Annotated in this window: 11 protein-coding genes; 8 read left to right on the top strand and 3 right to left on the bottom strand. The window is 64.6% G+C overall.

Features of this window, described 5'->3' with window-relative positions; all coding sequences use genetic code 11:
- The first annotated feature begins 128 nt into the window (after nt 1-128).
- The 8 genes from AC1MEM_RS01515 (at nt 129) to AC1MEM_RS01480 (ending at nt 10,186) form a co-directional block, all read left to right on the top strand.
- On the top strand, nt 129-1,217 hold the full coding sequence (locus tag AC1MEM_RS01515; RefSeq protein WP_499474929.1) for a pilus assembly protein PilM: 1,089 nt from the start codon (nt 129-131) through the stop codon (nt 1,215-1,217).
- On the top strand, nt 1,217-1,852 hold the full coding sequence (locus tag AC1MEM_RS01510) for a PilN domain-containing protein (protein WP_499474928.1): 636 nt from the start codon (nt 1,217-1,219) through the stop codon (nt 1,850-1,852). Before AC1MEM_RS01515 ends, AC1MEM_RS01510 begins: the two co-directional genes overlap by 1 nt.
- Nucleotides 1,849-2,523: a type IV pilus inner membrane component PilO gene (locus AC1MEM_RS01505; protein ID WP_499474927.1), complete on the top strand. Its 675-nt coding sequence runs from the start codon at nt 1,849-1,851 to the stop codon at nt 2,521-2,523. The genes AC1MEM_RS01510 and AC1MEM_RS01505 overlap by 4 nt, the downstream gene beginning before the upstream one ends.
- Nucleotides 2,520-3,065 carry a pilus assembly protein PilP gene (locus AC1MEM_RS01500; protein ID WP_499474926.1) on the top strand — a complete coding sequence of 182 codons (546 nt, stop codon included), beginning with the start codon at nt 2,520-2,522 and terminating at the stop codon, nt 3,063-3,065. The genes AC1MEM_RS01505 and AC1MEM_RS01500 overlap by 4 nt, the downstream gene beginning before the upstream one ends.
- Nucleotides 3,066-3,079: 14 nt before the next feature.
- A complete protein-coding gene (locus AC1MEM_RS01495; RefSeq protein ID WP_499477540.1) occupies nt 3,080-5,227 on the top strand; it encodes a type IV pilus secretin PilQ in 2,148 nt (715 codons plus the stop codon).
- Nucleotides 5,228-5,326: 99 nt separating this feature from the next.
- Nucleotides 5,327-7,312 carry an Ig-like domain-containing protein gene (locus AC1MEM_RS01490; RefSeq protein WP_499474925.1) on the top strand — a complete coding sequence of 662 codons (1,986 nt, stop codon included), beginning with the start codon at nt 5,327-5,329 and terminating at the stop codon, nt 7,310-7,312.
- Between the two features lie 110 nt (nt 7,313-7,422).
- Complete coding sequence (gene aroKB / locus AC1MEM_RS01485) at nt 7,423-9,033, top strand: bifunctional shikimate kinase/3-dehydroquinate synthase AroKB (RefSeq protein ID WP_499477538.1); 1,611 nt, start codon at nt 7,423-7,425, stop codon at nt 9,031-9,033.
- A 16-nt stretch (nt 9,034-9,049) separates the two neighbouring features.
- On the top strand, nt 9,050-10,186 hold the full coding sequence (locus AC1MEM_RS01480; protein ID WP_499477537.1) for a deoxyguanosinetriphosphate triphosphohydrolase: 1,137 nt from the start codon (nt 9,050-9,052) through the stop codon (nt 10,184-10,186).
- A gap of 44 nt (nt 10,187-10,230) precedes the next feature.
- Here AC1MEM_RS01480 and AC1MEM_RS01475 read toward each other — a convergent pair.
- The 3 genes from AC1MEM_RS01475 to AC1MEM_RS01465 form a co-directional block, all read right to left on the bottom strand.
- Nucleotides 10,231-11,591, bottom strand: a protein-coding gene (locus AC1MEM_RS01475; RefSeq protein ID WP_499474645.1) for an IS3 family transposase whose coding sequence is annotated in 2 segments (ribosomal slippage) — nt 10,231-11,112 and nt 11,115-11,591 — 1,359 coding nt in all. Because the reading frame shifts where the segments join, the coding sequence is not laid out codon by codon here.
- 591 nt (nt 11,592-12,182) lie between these two features.
- A complete protein-coding gene (gene mutY, locus AC1MEM_RS01470; protein ID WP_499474924.1) occupies nt 12,183-13,298 on the bottom strand; it encodes an A/G-specific adenine glycosylase in 1,116 nt (371 codons plus the stop codon).
- Nucleotides 13,295-15,214 carry a dynamin family protein gene (locus AC1MEM_RS01465; protein ID WP_499474923.1) on the bottom strand — a complete coding sequence of 640 codons (1,920 nt, stop codon included), beginning with the start codon at nt 15,212-15,214 and terminating at the stop codon, nt 13,295-13,297. Before AC1MEM_RS01465 ends, mutY begins: the two co-directional genes overlap by 4 nt.
- Nucleotides 15,215-15,237 lie beyond the last annotated feature (23 nt).

Raw genomic sequence — 15,237 nt, 5'->3', positions numbered from 1 at the left:
CGCTACGATTTAACGTGGTGCCTCATATATGTGCAGTGACTTGAGTTTTTACCAGAAGATTTTTCCCGCACGCGGGCGTTGAATGGATAGGCCTGCACACAGCAGGCCGCAGCTGAGGGAGTACGCGCGTGATCAATCTGGGTTCCTTGTTCGGAAAGTCGAGCCCGCCGCTTGCCGGCCTGGACATCAGTACGACGGGCCTGCGCCTGGTCGAGCTGGCCGATGCCGGCAAGGGCGTCCTGCGCCTGGAGCGCCACGCGTTCGAAGCGCTGCCGCGCGGCGCCGTGGTCGACGGTAACATCGAAAACTTCGACCAGGTTGCCGAGGCCGTGCGCCGCGTCTGGAAGAAAAGCGGCACCCGCGCCCGCAACGTCGCGCTCGGCATGCCGCCGGCCGCCGTCATCACCAAGAAAATCATCCTCCCCGCCGGCATGGCCGAAGACCAGCTGGAAGTGCAGGTCGAATCCGAAGCCAGCCAGTACATCCCGTTCGCGCTCGATGAAGTGAGCCTCGACTTCGACGTGGTCGGCCCGGTTGCCAACTCGCCGGAAGACATGGAAGTCATGCTCGCCGCCGCGCGCCGCGAAAAGGTCGAGGACCGCGTGGCGCTGGCCGAAGCGGCTGGCCTGACGGCCACCGTGATGGACATCGAATCGTATGCCGCGCGCGCCGCGTTGTTACGCTCTATCGAGGGCGTCGCGCCGGGGCGCGCAGCCCTCGGCGCTGAGAGGATCATCGCCCTGTTCCAGATCGGCGCCGGCATCACGCACGTGTCGATGCTGCAGAACGGCGACACCGTCTACGAAAAAGAGCAGGCCTTTGGCGGCAACACGCTGACCCAGGACATCGTGCGCAGCTATGGCCTGGCCTACGAAGAAGCGGAAGCGCGCAAGAAGTCCGGCGACCTGCCGGAAAATTTCAATGCCGACCTGCTGACTCCCTTCCTGGAAAGCAGCGCGCTGGAGGTGACGCGCGCGATCCAGTTCTTCTTCACCTCGACGCCCTATACCCGGGTCGACCAGATCTGGCTCGCCGGCGGCAGCGCCCAGTTGCCGGGACTCGCCGAACTGGTGGGCGGACGCACCCGCATCCCGACCGCGACCGTCACGCCTTTCGACGGCATGCTGCTCGCCCCTGGCCTGCGCGAAGCGCAATTGCGCGCCGAGGGCCCGTCCTGGGTGGTTGCCTGCGGCCTCGCGCTGCGGAGGTTTGGCTGATGATCCGGATTAACCTGCTCCCGCACCGGGAAGCGAAACGCAAACAGAAGCAGGCGGCCTTCATCGCCATGCTGGTGCTCGGCGGCCTGCTGGGCGTGGCCGTGGTGCTGCTGGTCGGCGGCTGGAACGCCAGCCGTATCGCGATCCAGGAACAGCGCAACGCCGCGCTCTCCACGGAAAACGCGGAACTCGACAAGAAGATCAAGGACATCGCCACGCTGAAGGAAGAAATCAACGCGCTCAAATCGCGGCAACAGGCAGTGGAAGACTTGCAGGGCGACCGCAACCAGCCCGTTTACCTGTTCGACGAACTGGTGCGCCAGACGCCGGAAGGCGTGTACCTGAAATCCTTCGAGCAGACTGGCCAGCGCGTGATCCTGAACGGCTACGCCCAGTCGCAGGAGCGCGTCGCCGAGCTGCTGCGCAACCTGGCCGGCAATTCGCCCTGGCTCGAGCGTCCCGACCTGACGGAAGTGAAAGCGGCCACGCTGACCCAGAACAAGATCGTGCGCAAGGCGGTCGAGTTCACGCTGGCCGTCGCCATCAAGCGCGCCCGGGAAAACGAAGAAGGCGAGGATGGCAAGCCCAAGGCGCCGCCGGCCGGCATCGCCGCGGCGAGAGGGAGCAAGCCATGAACATCGACCTGAAACAACTGGGCGCCGAGCTGTCGTCGCAATTCCGGGATTTGCAGGGCCGCCCGCCGGGCCTGTGGCCGCTGGCGCCGCGCCTCCTGTGCGCGGCCGGGGTGATGGCGCTGGCGATCGTTGCCGGTTATTTCCTGTACTGGAGCGGGCAGTTCGAGACCCAGGAGTCGCTCGCGACCCAGGAAGCGAAGCTGCGCGACGAATACCGTTCGAAAATCATGCAGGCGGTGAACCTGGAAGCACTGCAGGCGCAGAAGGTCCAGGTCGACCAGTCGGTCGAGCGCCTGGAAAAGCAGTTGCCGAGCAAGGCCGAGATGGCCGCGCTGCTCTCCGACATCAACCAGGCCGGCGTCGGCCGCGGCTTGCAATTCAAACTGTTCCGCCCCGACCAGGTCGTGGTGCGCGACTACTACGCGGAACTGCCGATCGCGATCGAACTGTCCGGCAGTTATCACGACCTCGGCGCATTCGCAGCCGACATGGCGCACCTGCCGCGCATCGTCACGCTCAACAACATGCGCCTGAAAACCGACAAGGACGGCGCCCTGACCCTGGAAGCGATCGCCAAGACCTTCCGCTACCTCGACGCCGACGAACTGGCCACGCAGAAAGCGGCGCGCCTGAAGGCGAAGAAGAGCAAGAAAGCGGGGGCCACGCCATGATGAAGAAGATGATCGCGCCCGTGCTGACGACCGCGCTGCTGGCCACGCTGCTGGCCGGCTGCGGCGACAGCGACGTGCGCGAAGTACGCACCTGGATGGAAGAGACGAAGGCGCAAACCAGGCCGTCCGTCAAACCGCTGCCGGAGTCGAAGGAATTCGTGCCCTACGCCTACAACCAGGCCCAGGCGCCGGATCCGTTCAGCGCCGACAAGCTGGCGGGGCCGGGCGCGCAGGCGCAGCAGCCGAATAAGGCGCAGCCGGACCTGAATCGTCCGCGTGAAGCGTTGGAGAACTATCCTCTCGACACCATGAGGATGGTCGGTATGATGCAGAAGGGCGGCGTCAGCTTTGCCCTGGTGCAGATCGAGCGCAGTGTCTACCGCGTGCGGGCTGGACAACACCTGGGCCAGAACTTCGGCCAGGTAACGCGCGTGACCCCGGCCGCAACCGAAATCCGGGAAATGGTACAGGACGCTGGCGGCGATTGGGTCGAGCGGATATCGAAGCTGGAGTTGCAGCAAAGTAAGGAGATCGGGAAATGACCCCATTCGCAATGATGAACCTGAAGCGTGCGGTCGGTACGCTGCTGGTGCCGGTATTGCTGGCGCTGGGCGCAGGCGCGGCCCAGGCCCAGGACAATGCCATTGAATCGATCAGTGCGAATCAGCAGGGCGCGAACGTGGTGGTCAACATCGCGATGAAGAACGCCCCAGCCAAACTGCCGCTCGGCTTTGCGATCACGAACCCGGCGCGCATCGCGCTCGACTTCGGCGCCACCACGAACGCCACCGGCAAGAACGTGCAGGAGATCAACCTGGGCGAAGTGCGCGGCGTGAACGTGGTGCAGGCCGGCGAACGCACGCGCCTGGTGATGAATTTAAAACGTCCCGCGACCTATTCGACGGCGATCGACGGCAAGTCGGTCGTGGTCACCGTGGCCGGCGCCGGCGCCGCCGCAACCCAGGCCTTTGCAGCGCCCGCGCCGAATGCCCCGGCACTTGCCGCCGCGCCGCGCCAGACCCTGCGCAACCTCGATTTCCGCCGCGGCAGCAACGGTGAAGGCCGGGTCGTGGTCGACCTGCCGAACAATGCGGTGCCGGTCGACGTGCGCCAGCTCGGCAACAAGGTGCAGGTCGATTTCATGAACACCGGCTTGCCGGAAACCCTGCGCCGCCGCCTCGACGTGACCGATTTCGGCACCCCGGTGTCGCGCATCACGACCAGCGCCAATGGCGCCAACGTGCGCATGGTCATCGAAGCGCAAGGCCAGTGGGAGCAATCGGTCTACCAGAGCGACACCCAGCTGGTGATCGCCGTGCGTCCGGTCAAGGAAGACCCGAACAAGCTGGCCCAGGGCACCCAGGGATATCGCGGCGAGAAGATCAGCTTCGACTTCCAGAACATCGAAGTGCGCGCCGCGCTGCAGGCGGTGGCCGACATCTCGAGCCTGAACATCATCGCCAGCGATTCGGTTTCCGGTAGCCTGACCCTGCGTTTGAAGGACGTGCCCTGGGACCAGGCGCTGGACGTGATCCTGCAATCGAAGGGCCTCGACATGCGCAAGAACGGCAGCGTCATCTGGATCGCACCGAAAGAAGAACTGCTGACCAAGGAAAAGCTGGAACTCGAACAGCGGGCGCAGATCTCGGACCTCGAGCCCCTGAAATCGGAAATCTTCCAGCTGAACTACCAGAAGGCCGAATCCTTCCGTACCGTGTTCGGACTCGACGCCACCGGTGCCGCCACCACCGACACGCGCAACCGCGTGCTGTCCAAGCGCGGCAGCGCCATCATCGATCCACGCACGAACCAGCTGTTCGTGACCGACATCGCCGCGAAGATCGAAGACATCCGCATGCTGATCCAGAAGACCGACGTCGCCTCGAAGCAGGTGCTGATCGAGGCGCGCCTGGTCGAAGCGAACGATGGCTTCTCGCGCAACCTCGGTGCGAAGATCGGTTTCAACGACATGCGCGCCGTGCGCGGCGGCGACCAGGGGTACGGCATCGGCGGCAACAACCGCGTCGCCATCGGCGGCAACCTGACCGGTGTCGGCCAGGACACGCTGCAGACCCCGGACAAGGGCGACGCCTACACCAACACCACCATGGTCAACCTGCCGGCGGCCGCGCTCGGCGGCATCTCGGCCCCGAGCATCGCCTTTTCCCTGTTCTCGTCGGCCGACAACCGCTTCCTGAACCTGGAACTGTCGGCATTGGAAGCCGACGGCAAGGGCAAGATCATCTCCAGCCCGCGTGTGGTCACCGAAGACAAGATGGTGGCCGTGATCGAGCAGGGCATCGAGCTGCCCTACCAGGTGGCGTCCTCCAGCGGCGCGACCTCGATCGAATTCAAGAAGGCGAACCTGCGCCTGGAAGTCATCCCCCAGATCACGCCCGACGGCAACGTGGTGCTGGAAGTGGACGTGAGCAAGGACTCGAAGGGCGAGGAGACGCGCGCGGGCTTTGCCATCAACACCCAGCACGTCAAGACCAAGGTCATGGTCGAGAACGGCGGCACGGTGGTGCTGGGCGGTATCTACCAGCAGACCGAGCGCAGCAACGTGAGCAAGGTGCCGCTGCTGGGCGACGTCCCGGTGCTCGGCTACCTGTTCAAGACCCAGGGCCGCGAGAGCACGAAGACCGAACTACTGGTCTTCATCACCCCGAAGATTGTCGCCGACCGCATGACGTCGGCGCGCTGAGCGCCGGGCGCGCTCCAGACCGGATAACGACACCTGTGCCGGACCGTCCTGCCGACGTTCCGGCATTTTTTACAGCCGATAAAGAATAGGAACAACAACATGCTGCAAGTATCCACCCGCAATCCTGCCGCCGCCTCCGCACGCGCCGCGGTCCTGACCCTGGTCGCCGCGGCGGTCCTGTCCGCCTGCGGCGGCGGCGGCGGCAATCCCGGCGCGGTGCCGCCGGCGTCCGGAACGGGTGCCGGTACAGGCACCGGCACCGGCAGCACCCCGACGACGCCAGTCGCCACGACACCGACCGCCACCGTGGCCTTGCTGGCCACCGCCGGCCAGGCCGCCGCAACCCTCAGCGAAGGCAAGCCACTGACGGCACAGGTCACAGTCAAGGATGCCAACGGCAAGCCGGTGGAAGGGGCGTTCGTCACCTTCGCAACGGATGCCAGCATCGCGGTGTTCAAGCCGTCGTCGGGCAACGTGCGGACCAATGCCGAGGGCGTGGCAAGCGTGCAGATGCTTGCAGCCAATCTCGCGGCCGATGGCGCGGCGAAGCTGATCGTCACAGCCGAAGTCGACGCAACGACCGTCACCACCCGAAGCGTCTACACCGTTGGTGCCACACCGCTCACGTTCGGAACGGTCAGCGCGACCGAAGAAAAAATCGCGGCCTATCAAACCACCACCCTGTCAGTCGAGCTGCTCGCCAGCGGCGCGCGCTACAACGCGCCGATCAAGGTCGATTTCAGTTCGACCTGCGCCGCAGCCGGCAAGGCCTCCTTGACCGCCAGTGTATCGAGCAGCAAAGGCATCGCCCAAGCGGTGTACCGCGACATGGGCTGCGCCAACAGCGATGTCATTACCGTTTCCTCGAACAGCGTCGCTGCCGCAGTCAGCAAGACCATCGAGATCGCGCCGCCGGCCGCATCGTCGGTACAGTTCGTGAGCGCGGCGCCGACGGACAAATCGATCGTGATCCAGGGCCAGGGCGGCATCAACCGTACGGAGACGGCTACCCTGAAATTCCGCGTCATCGATAAGTTCGGCAATGCGCTGCCGAACCGGCTCGTCAACTTCCGCGTGTCGTCGCCGACGCTGGTGAACCTGAACAAGGCCAGCGACAGCACCGACGCCAACGGCGAAGTGATCACGACCGTCAATTCCGGCGCGACGCCGACCACGTTCCGCGTGTTCGCGACGCTGCCGGGCACCGCCACGGGGACGCAGCCGGATATCTCGACGACGTCCGATTCGGTCGTGGTGACCTCCGGTCTGCCGACACAGCGCACGTTCTCGCTCAGCGTCGGCAAGGTGAACCTGGAAAGCTACCGCGAGAGCAGCCCAACCGAACCGGCGACTTACATCCAGGCCCTGATCAGCGACGCCTTTGGCAATCCGGTGCCGGACGGTACCCCGGTGGTGTTCCAGACCAACATGGGTTCGGTCGGTTCCGCCGATAAGGGCGGCTGCATCACCATCAACGGCGGCTGCCAGGTCGATTTCCGCATGCAGGATCCCCGCACGGCAACGCCCGGCTTGCCGGCAACGCCATGCAATACCGGCAGTGGACCGGATGTCAGTGCGGACAGCACCCGTCGCGGCCTTGCGACCGTCTGCGCCAGCACGACCGACGGCACGAACACCATCTTCGACAAGGTCGGCCTGTTCTTCAGCGGCAGCAATGCCGTCAATGTGTTCATGAACGGCGACACGGGGACGCCCTTGTCGGGAACGACCGACCTGGGCGGCGTGGCCGCGGTCAACTCCAAGGTCTTCGTGCTGCAGCTGAACGACATCAACCTGAACCCACTGCCGGTCGGCACCCGAGTCACGGTGACGAACATGGTCAACGGCACTGCCGAAGTCACGCCGGCTGTGGTCCAAAACATCTTCCCGCTCACGAACGATGGCCGCGACGTCAGCGGCAACAACGTCGCCGGCGCCCAGGGTTCCTACCATACGTTCACGATCTCGAACCCTGCGGGCGACAAGTGCACGGTCCCGGTCACGGCAACATTTAATGTCACGATAACTACGCCAGCCGAGGTGGTAACGACAATTCCGTTTAAACTGGCGTTCAGCTGCCCGTAATCGGGTGACCGTAACAACAAACGGCCAGGCGAGTACTGGCCGTTTGTTTTTTAAGCGACGTGATTATCGTGCCTGATTTGAAAAGCAATAACATCTTTCTTGTCGGACTGATGGGGTCCGGCAAGACCACCATCGGCCGGCTGCTGGCGCGCCGTCTGAACAAGCGCTTCGTCGATTCCGACCATGCGATCGAGGCGCGTACCGGCGCTACGATCCCGTGGATTTTTGAAATCGAGGGAGAGGCGAGCTTCCGCCGGCGCGAAGTGGACATGATCCGCGAACTCACCAGCCAGCGCGGCATCGTGCTGGCCACGGGCGGCGGCGCCGTGCTCGATGCCGCCAATCGCGCCCATCTCGCCGAACGCGGCACCGTCATCTACCTGCGCGCCAGCGTCGGCAGCATCCTGCAACGCACCGCGCACGACAAGAACCGTCCGCTGCTGCAGACGGCCGACCCGAGGCGGAAACTCGAGGAACTGCTGGCCCAGCGCGAACCGCTGTACCGCGAGATCGCGGACATCGTCATCGATACCGGCCGACCTAACGTACAATCGATGGTTCAGACAATTTTGGACCAGCTGGACGCGCTCAACTCGGCGCGTTCGCGGCGCGCAAGGGCGACATCGATGAATCAAACGGCACACATCAATCTCAACGTCGATCTGGGCGAGCGCAGCTACCCGATCGCGATCGGCCCCGGCGTCATCGACGACGGCGCGGCACTGGCGCGCCTGGTCGTCGGCAACAAGGCGGCCATCGTCACCAACACGACGGTGGCGCCGCTGTACCTGGACAAGGTCGCCGCGCCGCTGCGCGCGGCCGGGCGCGAAGTCGTCGAGATCGTCCTGCCCGACGGCGAGGAGCACAAGAACTGGAGCTCGCTGATGCTCGTCTTCGACGCGCTGCTGGCCAACAAATGCGACCGCAAGACGACCCTGATCGCCCTGGGCGGCGGCGTGATCGGCGACCTGACCGGCTTTGCCGCGGCCAGCTACATGCGCGGCGTGCCTTTCGTGCAGATCCCGACGACCCTGCTGTCCCAGGTCGATTCCTCGGTCGGCGGCAAGACCGGCATCAACCACCCGCTCGGCAAGAACATGATCGGCGCCTTCTACCAGCCGCGCGCGGTGCTGGCCGATACCAGTACCCTGTCCACCTTGCCGGCGCGCGAGCTGTCGGCGGGCCTGGCCGAAGTGATCAAGCATGGCGCCATCCTCGATGCCGCCTTCTTCGACTGGATCGAAGCGAACATCGACCGCCTGGTGGCGCGCGACCCGGCCGCGCTGTCGCACGCGATCGCGCGCTCCTGCGAGATCAAGGCCGATGTCGTGCGCAAGGACGAACGCGAGGGCGGCCTGCGCGCCGTGCTCAACTTCGGCCACACCTTCGGCCATGCGATCGAAGCGGGCCTCGGCTACGGCGCCTGGCTGCATGGCGAAGCGGTCGGCTGCGGCATGGTGATGGCGGCCGACCTGTCGCGCCGCCTCGGCCAGATCGACGACGCGGCCGTCGAGCGCGTGCGCGGGCTGGTGGCTGCCGCCGGCCTGCCGACCGTCGCCCCCGATCTCGGCCTCGCGCGCTGGATCGAGCTGATGGAAGTGGACAAGAAGAACGAGGGCGGGGCGATCAAATTCATCCTGCTCAAACCTCTCGGCAGCCCGAGCGTCTCCAGCGTGCCGCCGGAAGTGCTGCGCGCCACGCTGGAAGCCTGCGTCCGTTGACAGGGAGCCGCGCGTGATCGACTTCGACTGCAACCTGGCCCCCTATGCCGCGCATTCGGCGAAGTCGCGCGGGCGCCGTTTCGACGAACCCGCGCCGGGCTCGCGCAGCCAGTTCCAGCGCGACCGCGACCGCATCATCCACTCGACGGCCTTTCGCCGCCTCGAATACAAGACCCAGGTGTTCCTCAACCACGAGGGAGACCTGTTCCGCACCCGCCTGACGCACTCGATCGAGGTCGCGCAGATCGGCCGCACGCTCGCGCGCAGCCTGCGCCTGAACGAAGACCTGGTCGAAGCGACGGCGCTGGCGCATGACCTCGGGCACACGCCCTTCGGCCACGTCGGCCAGGACGTGCTCAACGACTGCATGAAGGACTACGGCGGTTTCGAGCACAACCTGCAAAGCCTGCGCGTGGTGGATCATCTGGAAGAGCACTACGGCGCCTTCGATGGGCTCAATCTCACCTTCGAGACGCGCGAAGGCATTTTGAAGCACTGCTCGCTGAACAATGCGCGTGTGTTGGGAGAGCTGGGCCAGCGCTTCATCGACAAGACCCAGCCCAGCCTGGAAGCGCAGCTGACCAATCTCGCCGACGAGATCGCGTACAACAACCACGACATCGACGACGGCCTGCGCTCGGGGCTGCTGGGCATGGAGCAGATGATGGAGGTCGACCTGTTCGCGCGCCACCGGCAGGCTGTGGAGGCCCAGTATCCGGGCCTGCCGGGCCGGCGCGCGCTATACGAGACGATCCGCCTGATGATCACGGCGATGACGGCCGACCTGGTCGAGACCTCGGCCGCGCTGTTGCAGGACGCTGCTCCAGGCAGCATCGACGACGTGCGCGTTGCGCCGCCGCTGATCCGTTTTTCCGACACGATGCGCGCCGAGACGACTGCATTGAAGCGCTTCCTGTACGCGAATCTGTACCGTCATTTCAAGGTCAACCGCATGCGCGTAAAAGCCAGCCGCATCGTGCGCGAGCTGTTCGACGCCTTCATGACGGACCCGGTGCTGCTGCCGCCGGATTACCAGGTGGCTTCGGGCGACGCGATGAAGCAGGCGCGCAAGATCGCCGACTATATCGCCGGCATGACGGACCGCTACGCGATCCGCGAGCACAAGCGCATCTTCTCGCTCGACGAACTGTAGGGTGGGCACTTGTGAAGTGACCCCACAAAGTTGGACAGTTAAGTCTACGCAGCCAAGTGCTGAGTCCTGAATTGTACAGGGCTCAGCCCGCCGAGCTTGAGCTTGATGCGCTCGTGATTGTAGTAGTGGATATAGTCGACAATGCCGGCCTCTAACTGGTCGATACTGGCAAATTTGTTCAAGTAGAAAAATTCGGACTTGAGTACGCCAAAGAAGCTTTCCATAGCTGCGTTGTCATGACAGTTTCCCTTGCGTGACATGCTCTGCACCATGCCGCGTTCCTTGAGCATTTGGCGATAGGCCGTCATGCGGTACTGCCACCCCTGGTCGGAATGGAGCATCGGCTTGTCTGCCGAACCGAGTTTGGAAAACGCTTTTGTCAGCATCGACGTCACGAGCTCGAATGGTGGGCGCCTGTTCATCTCAAAAGCGACGATCTCACGGTTGTACAGGTCGAGCACTGGCGACAAATATAGCTTCTCGCCGGCGACGTTAAATTCGGTCACGTCCGTCACCCACTTCTCGTTCGGCGCCGTCGCTTCGAACTGGCGGTTCAATTCGTTCGGCGCCGCCTGGCCCACCTCGCCTCTGAATGACTTGTATTTCTTGGGTCTGACCAGCGACTTCAGTTTCAACACCCCCATCAGGCGCTGAACGGTCTTGTGGTTGACGTGCTGACCCAGCTGGCGGAGCGCGGCCGTGATACGACGGTAGCCGTAGCGGCCCTTGTGGCGTTCATACTCGGCCTTGATCATCGCCTTGAGCGGTTCGTACTTGTCGCCAGCCTTCTGCGCGCCGACTTGGAAATAAAAGGTGCTCCGTGCCAAGCCAATAAGCCTGAGCAAACCAGCAACTGGATACTGCTGCCTCAGTTCCTGCACTACTTGCGCTTTTTCGGCGTGGCCGATTTCTGCCGTGCTTGAACTAAGGCATCCAACTTTTTTAGGACTGCATTCTCCATGCGCAGGTAATCGAGCTCAACGAGCAATTCTTCCCGGCTGCGTGTGTCCTCGCCTGCAGGAACGACCGGCTTTGTTGGTATCGGTATTTTCTTCACTCGTCTTGTCGGCGGTAGCGTCAACGCTTTGACCCCGCCCTCTCGATATGCGCGCTCCCAAGTTCCTACTGTCGAATGACGGCGGATATCGAACTGGGCAGCGGTCTGGGTTATGGAAAGCCGATTTTCCCACATGTGCTGCAGCACCGACAATTTGAAATCGGCGTCATATCGGCTTCGCTTCTCCCTCAGTCCAGCATCGCCATGGAGCCGATAGGCCGTCACCCACCGCTCGACCAACGAGCGATTGGCCATACCGTGGCGCTGCGACAGGGCCCGATAGCCACCGCGACCAGACAAGTAATCTTGAACCACCGTGTGTTTGAACTGTTCTGTGTACTTCGACATACACCTCCCCAAAGTTGTGTCCAACTTTTGGGGGTCAGTTCATTGTGCCCACGCTGTACGCCGTCTGATTGGACGAAACACCTGATCGACCACGATACGTAGGGTGGAGTCCCGACTCCACGCGGCGCGGCGGATGATCCTCGTTTCAGCAGCCCGCAGATACGTTTCGACCATCGTGCGCCGTACCGCGTGGGCACGAGTGCCCGCCCTACGGTGCTGCCTCCGCCAACGGGGCGGGTGCCGATAATGTGGTGGTATTTCACGGCACGTACGCGTGGGCATGCCCACCCTACGGTGCTGCCTCCGCCAACGGGGCGGGTGCCGATAATGTGGTGGTATTTCACGGCACGTACGCGTGGGCATGCCCACCCTAGGGTGCTGCCTCCGCCAACGGGGCGGGTGCCGATAATGTGGTGGTATTTCACGGCACGTACGCGTGGGCATGCCCGCCCTACGGTGCTGCCTCCGCCAACGGGGCGGGTGCCGATAATGTGGTGGTATTTCACGGCACGTACGCGTGGGCATGCCCACGCGTTCGCCATATGCGCAAGGTTGGCTCCGCGGTATCCACCAACCCCGATCGGCCGACGCTTAAAACAGACTCGGACGCGCAAGCTCCAGCAACAGCTTCTTGACCGGCGCGGGCAGGGCGGCGTCACCCACGTCCGCGAGCTTGACCCACACATGATTGGCTGGCGTCGCCCCGCGCCCGGCCAGCGTCACCTTGTGCGGGTAAATGTGCAATTTGTAGTGCGTGAACACGTGCACCAGCGGCAGCAGCGCCTGCACTTCCTCGACCTCGCCCAGCGCCCGCAGGCTTGCCGCCAGCGCCACGCCGTCATCGCGTGCGACCTCGATGCCGACATGCCCATCCACTTCCGGCAGCGACAATAAACCGCCCCAGATCCCGCTGCCCGGCCGCTGCGCGAGCAGCACTTCGCCATCGTGGATCACGACCAGCATCTGCGCCCGCTTCTCCGGCGTCGTCTTCTTCGGTTTGCGCACCGGCAGTTCATCCGTCCGTCCCGTGGCAAACGCCACGCAACGCGCCTGCAGCGGACAGCGTCCGCAATCCGGCTTCGAACGCGTGCACAGCGTGGCGCCGAGGTCCATCAAGCCCTGCGTGTACGACTCGATACCCTCCACCGGCAGCAACGCATCGGCACGCCGCCACAAGCCATCCTCGATGCGCTTCTCGCCCGGATAGCCCTCGACCCCGAACACGCGCGCGAACACGCGTTTGACGTTTCCGTCCAGGATCGCAGCGCGGGTGCCGTTCGAAAACGCCGTGATCGCCGCCGCAGTCGATCGCCCGATACCGGGCAGGTCCGCCAGCAGCGCCGGGTCGGCCGGAAACACGCCGTCGTACTCGCGCACCACGCGCACCGCGCAGGCATGCAGGTTGCGCGCCCGCGTGTAGTAACCGAGCCCGCTCCAGTGCGCCATCACGTCCTCGATCGGCGCCGCCGCCAGGTCATGCACGGTCGGGAAGCGTTCCAGGAAGCGCGCGTAGTAGCCGAGCACCGCGGCCACCTGCGTCTGCTGCAGCATGATCTCGGACAGCCAGACCCGGTAGGCGTCGCGCGTGTTCTGCCATGGCAGCGTGTGGCGCCCGTGGGCGCGCTGCCAGTCGATGACCGCCTGCGAAAACGTCGGGTCGGCCAGGTCGTCGAATTCGGTCAGGCCGAATTCCATCAAGCGCCTCATGCGGCCTCCCGCAGCGGAGCATCGTCCAGCGCGAAGACGACGGCGTCGTTCAGCGCGAGCAGGCGCCGGCGCTGCTGTTCCAGTTCGTCCTGGCCCGCTTCGAAGGCGGCGATCTTTTGCTCCAGGCTGTCGGTCGCATCGTGGATGCGCTGGATCGACGACAGGCGGTGGCGCAGCTGTTCCTTGTGCTGGCGGATTTGCGTCTCCAGCGGCACCATGATCACCTTCAGCCAGCCTTCGGCATCGGCATTCGCGGCCCGGAAACTGCGCCGTACGTTCGAGACGATCGAATCGAAAAAGCGCTCGAGCAGGGTGCTGCGGCTCGTCATGAGCAGGGTCGCGGTACCGAACTGCTTGACGTAGAGCGCCTCCACCGCATCGATCTCGTCGCGGTAGCGGCCGAGGGACAGCGGCACCGGCGGCGACATCGTGAGGCCATGTTCGGCGGCGAAGCCGCGCATCATCGTGTCCATCAGCGTGCCGATCTCGACGACCTGCGCACTGGCGGCATCGAGGCTGGCGCGCACGTTCTCGAAAAAGGCGCGCACCGGGGCGCGCATGCCGGTCGCAAAGCGCGAAGCGTGCAGCGCCAGGCGCACACTTTCGGCCTGGCGCGCCACGGCGTCCATGTCGAGGATCGAATACAGTTCCGTCGACAGCCTGGCAAAGCGCGTGCGCGCATCCTGCAGGCGCAGCAGCCCGGCGTCGAAATCCTTCCGCTCGGCCTCGATGCGCCGCATCATGTGCGCCAGCACGTTCTGGTTCTTGCCGCGCAGGCTTTTCAGTTCCTGCAGCTGCTCGACCAGGCCGCGCCCGCGCGAGGCCAATGCGCTCGACTGCGCGCCCGCCAGCGCCGCCAGGTCCTCGCGCAGCGCGCTGCCGAGGATCGCCTTCTTTTGCGGGATCAGGCCATGCAGCAGGGCCGCTTCCAGTTCGCCCAGGCGGCTGCGTTCGAACAGATTCATATCGCCCTGGATGCGTCCGACCAGCGCCTTTTGCGCCGACACCGGATATACCTGGTCCGGCGTCAAGCCGAGCTGCTGCGCCACGCCATGCTGCTGGCGCGCGATCTCGGCATCGTTTTCGGCGTCGCTGCGCAGCGCGTCCCACATCGCATCGATCTTGTTGAGCACCACGATGCGGCCCGGACCGGCGCCGATATGGGTACGCCAGACTTCGATGTCGCTGCGCGTCACGCCCGTCTCGGCGGCCAGTACGAACAGCACCGCGTGCGCGTTCGGGATCAGGTTCAGCGTCAGTTCGGGCTCGGTGCCGATCGCGTTCAGGCCGGGCGTGTCGAGGATGACCAGGCCTTGTTTCAGCAGCGGGTGCGGCAGGTTGATGATCGCGTGGCGCCACTGCGAAATCTCGACCAGGCCGTCGGGACCGAGCGCATCGGCCAGCTCCGGGTCTGCCGGATCGTACAGGCCGTAGCGCTGCGCTTCCTCGGGCGGGACGCGGCGCGTCATGCTGACCTGGCGAAACGCTTCGGCCATGCGCTCGGGTGCAGCGAGTTCGAGCGGCAGCACGGTCCAGGCAGAGGCGTCGTCGCGATAGTCGCTGGTCGATAACTGGTGCGCACGGGTTTCGATCGGCAGCAGGCGGATGCAGGGGGCGTACGCCGCGTCGTACAGGAGTTCGGTCGGACACATGGTCGTGCGGCCGGCGGAGGAGGGCAGGATGCGCTGGCCGTAGTCGGCAAAGAAGATCGCGTTGATCAGTTCGGATTTGCCGCGCGAGAACTCGGCGACAAAGGCGACCGATAGCCGGTCGTCGCGCACCCGCGCCGCGGCCTGGGCCGCACGCTGGGTCGTTGCCGCATCCGACACGTCGAAGCCGGCCAGCGCCGCGCGATACGCGTCCAGCGCCGCTGCGATCGATGCGCGCCAGGCGCCGTATTGCTGAATGTCTTGCATGGTTCCGCCTGCAGGTGAATGTT

Source organism: Telluria sp. AIW5 (assembly GCF_056680575.1).
Note: the sequence above shows the minus strand (reverse complement) of the source record. Positions and strands in the feature narration are given on the sequence as shown.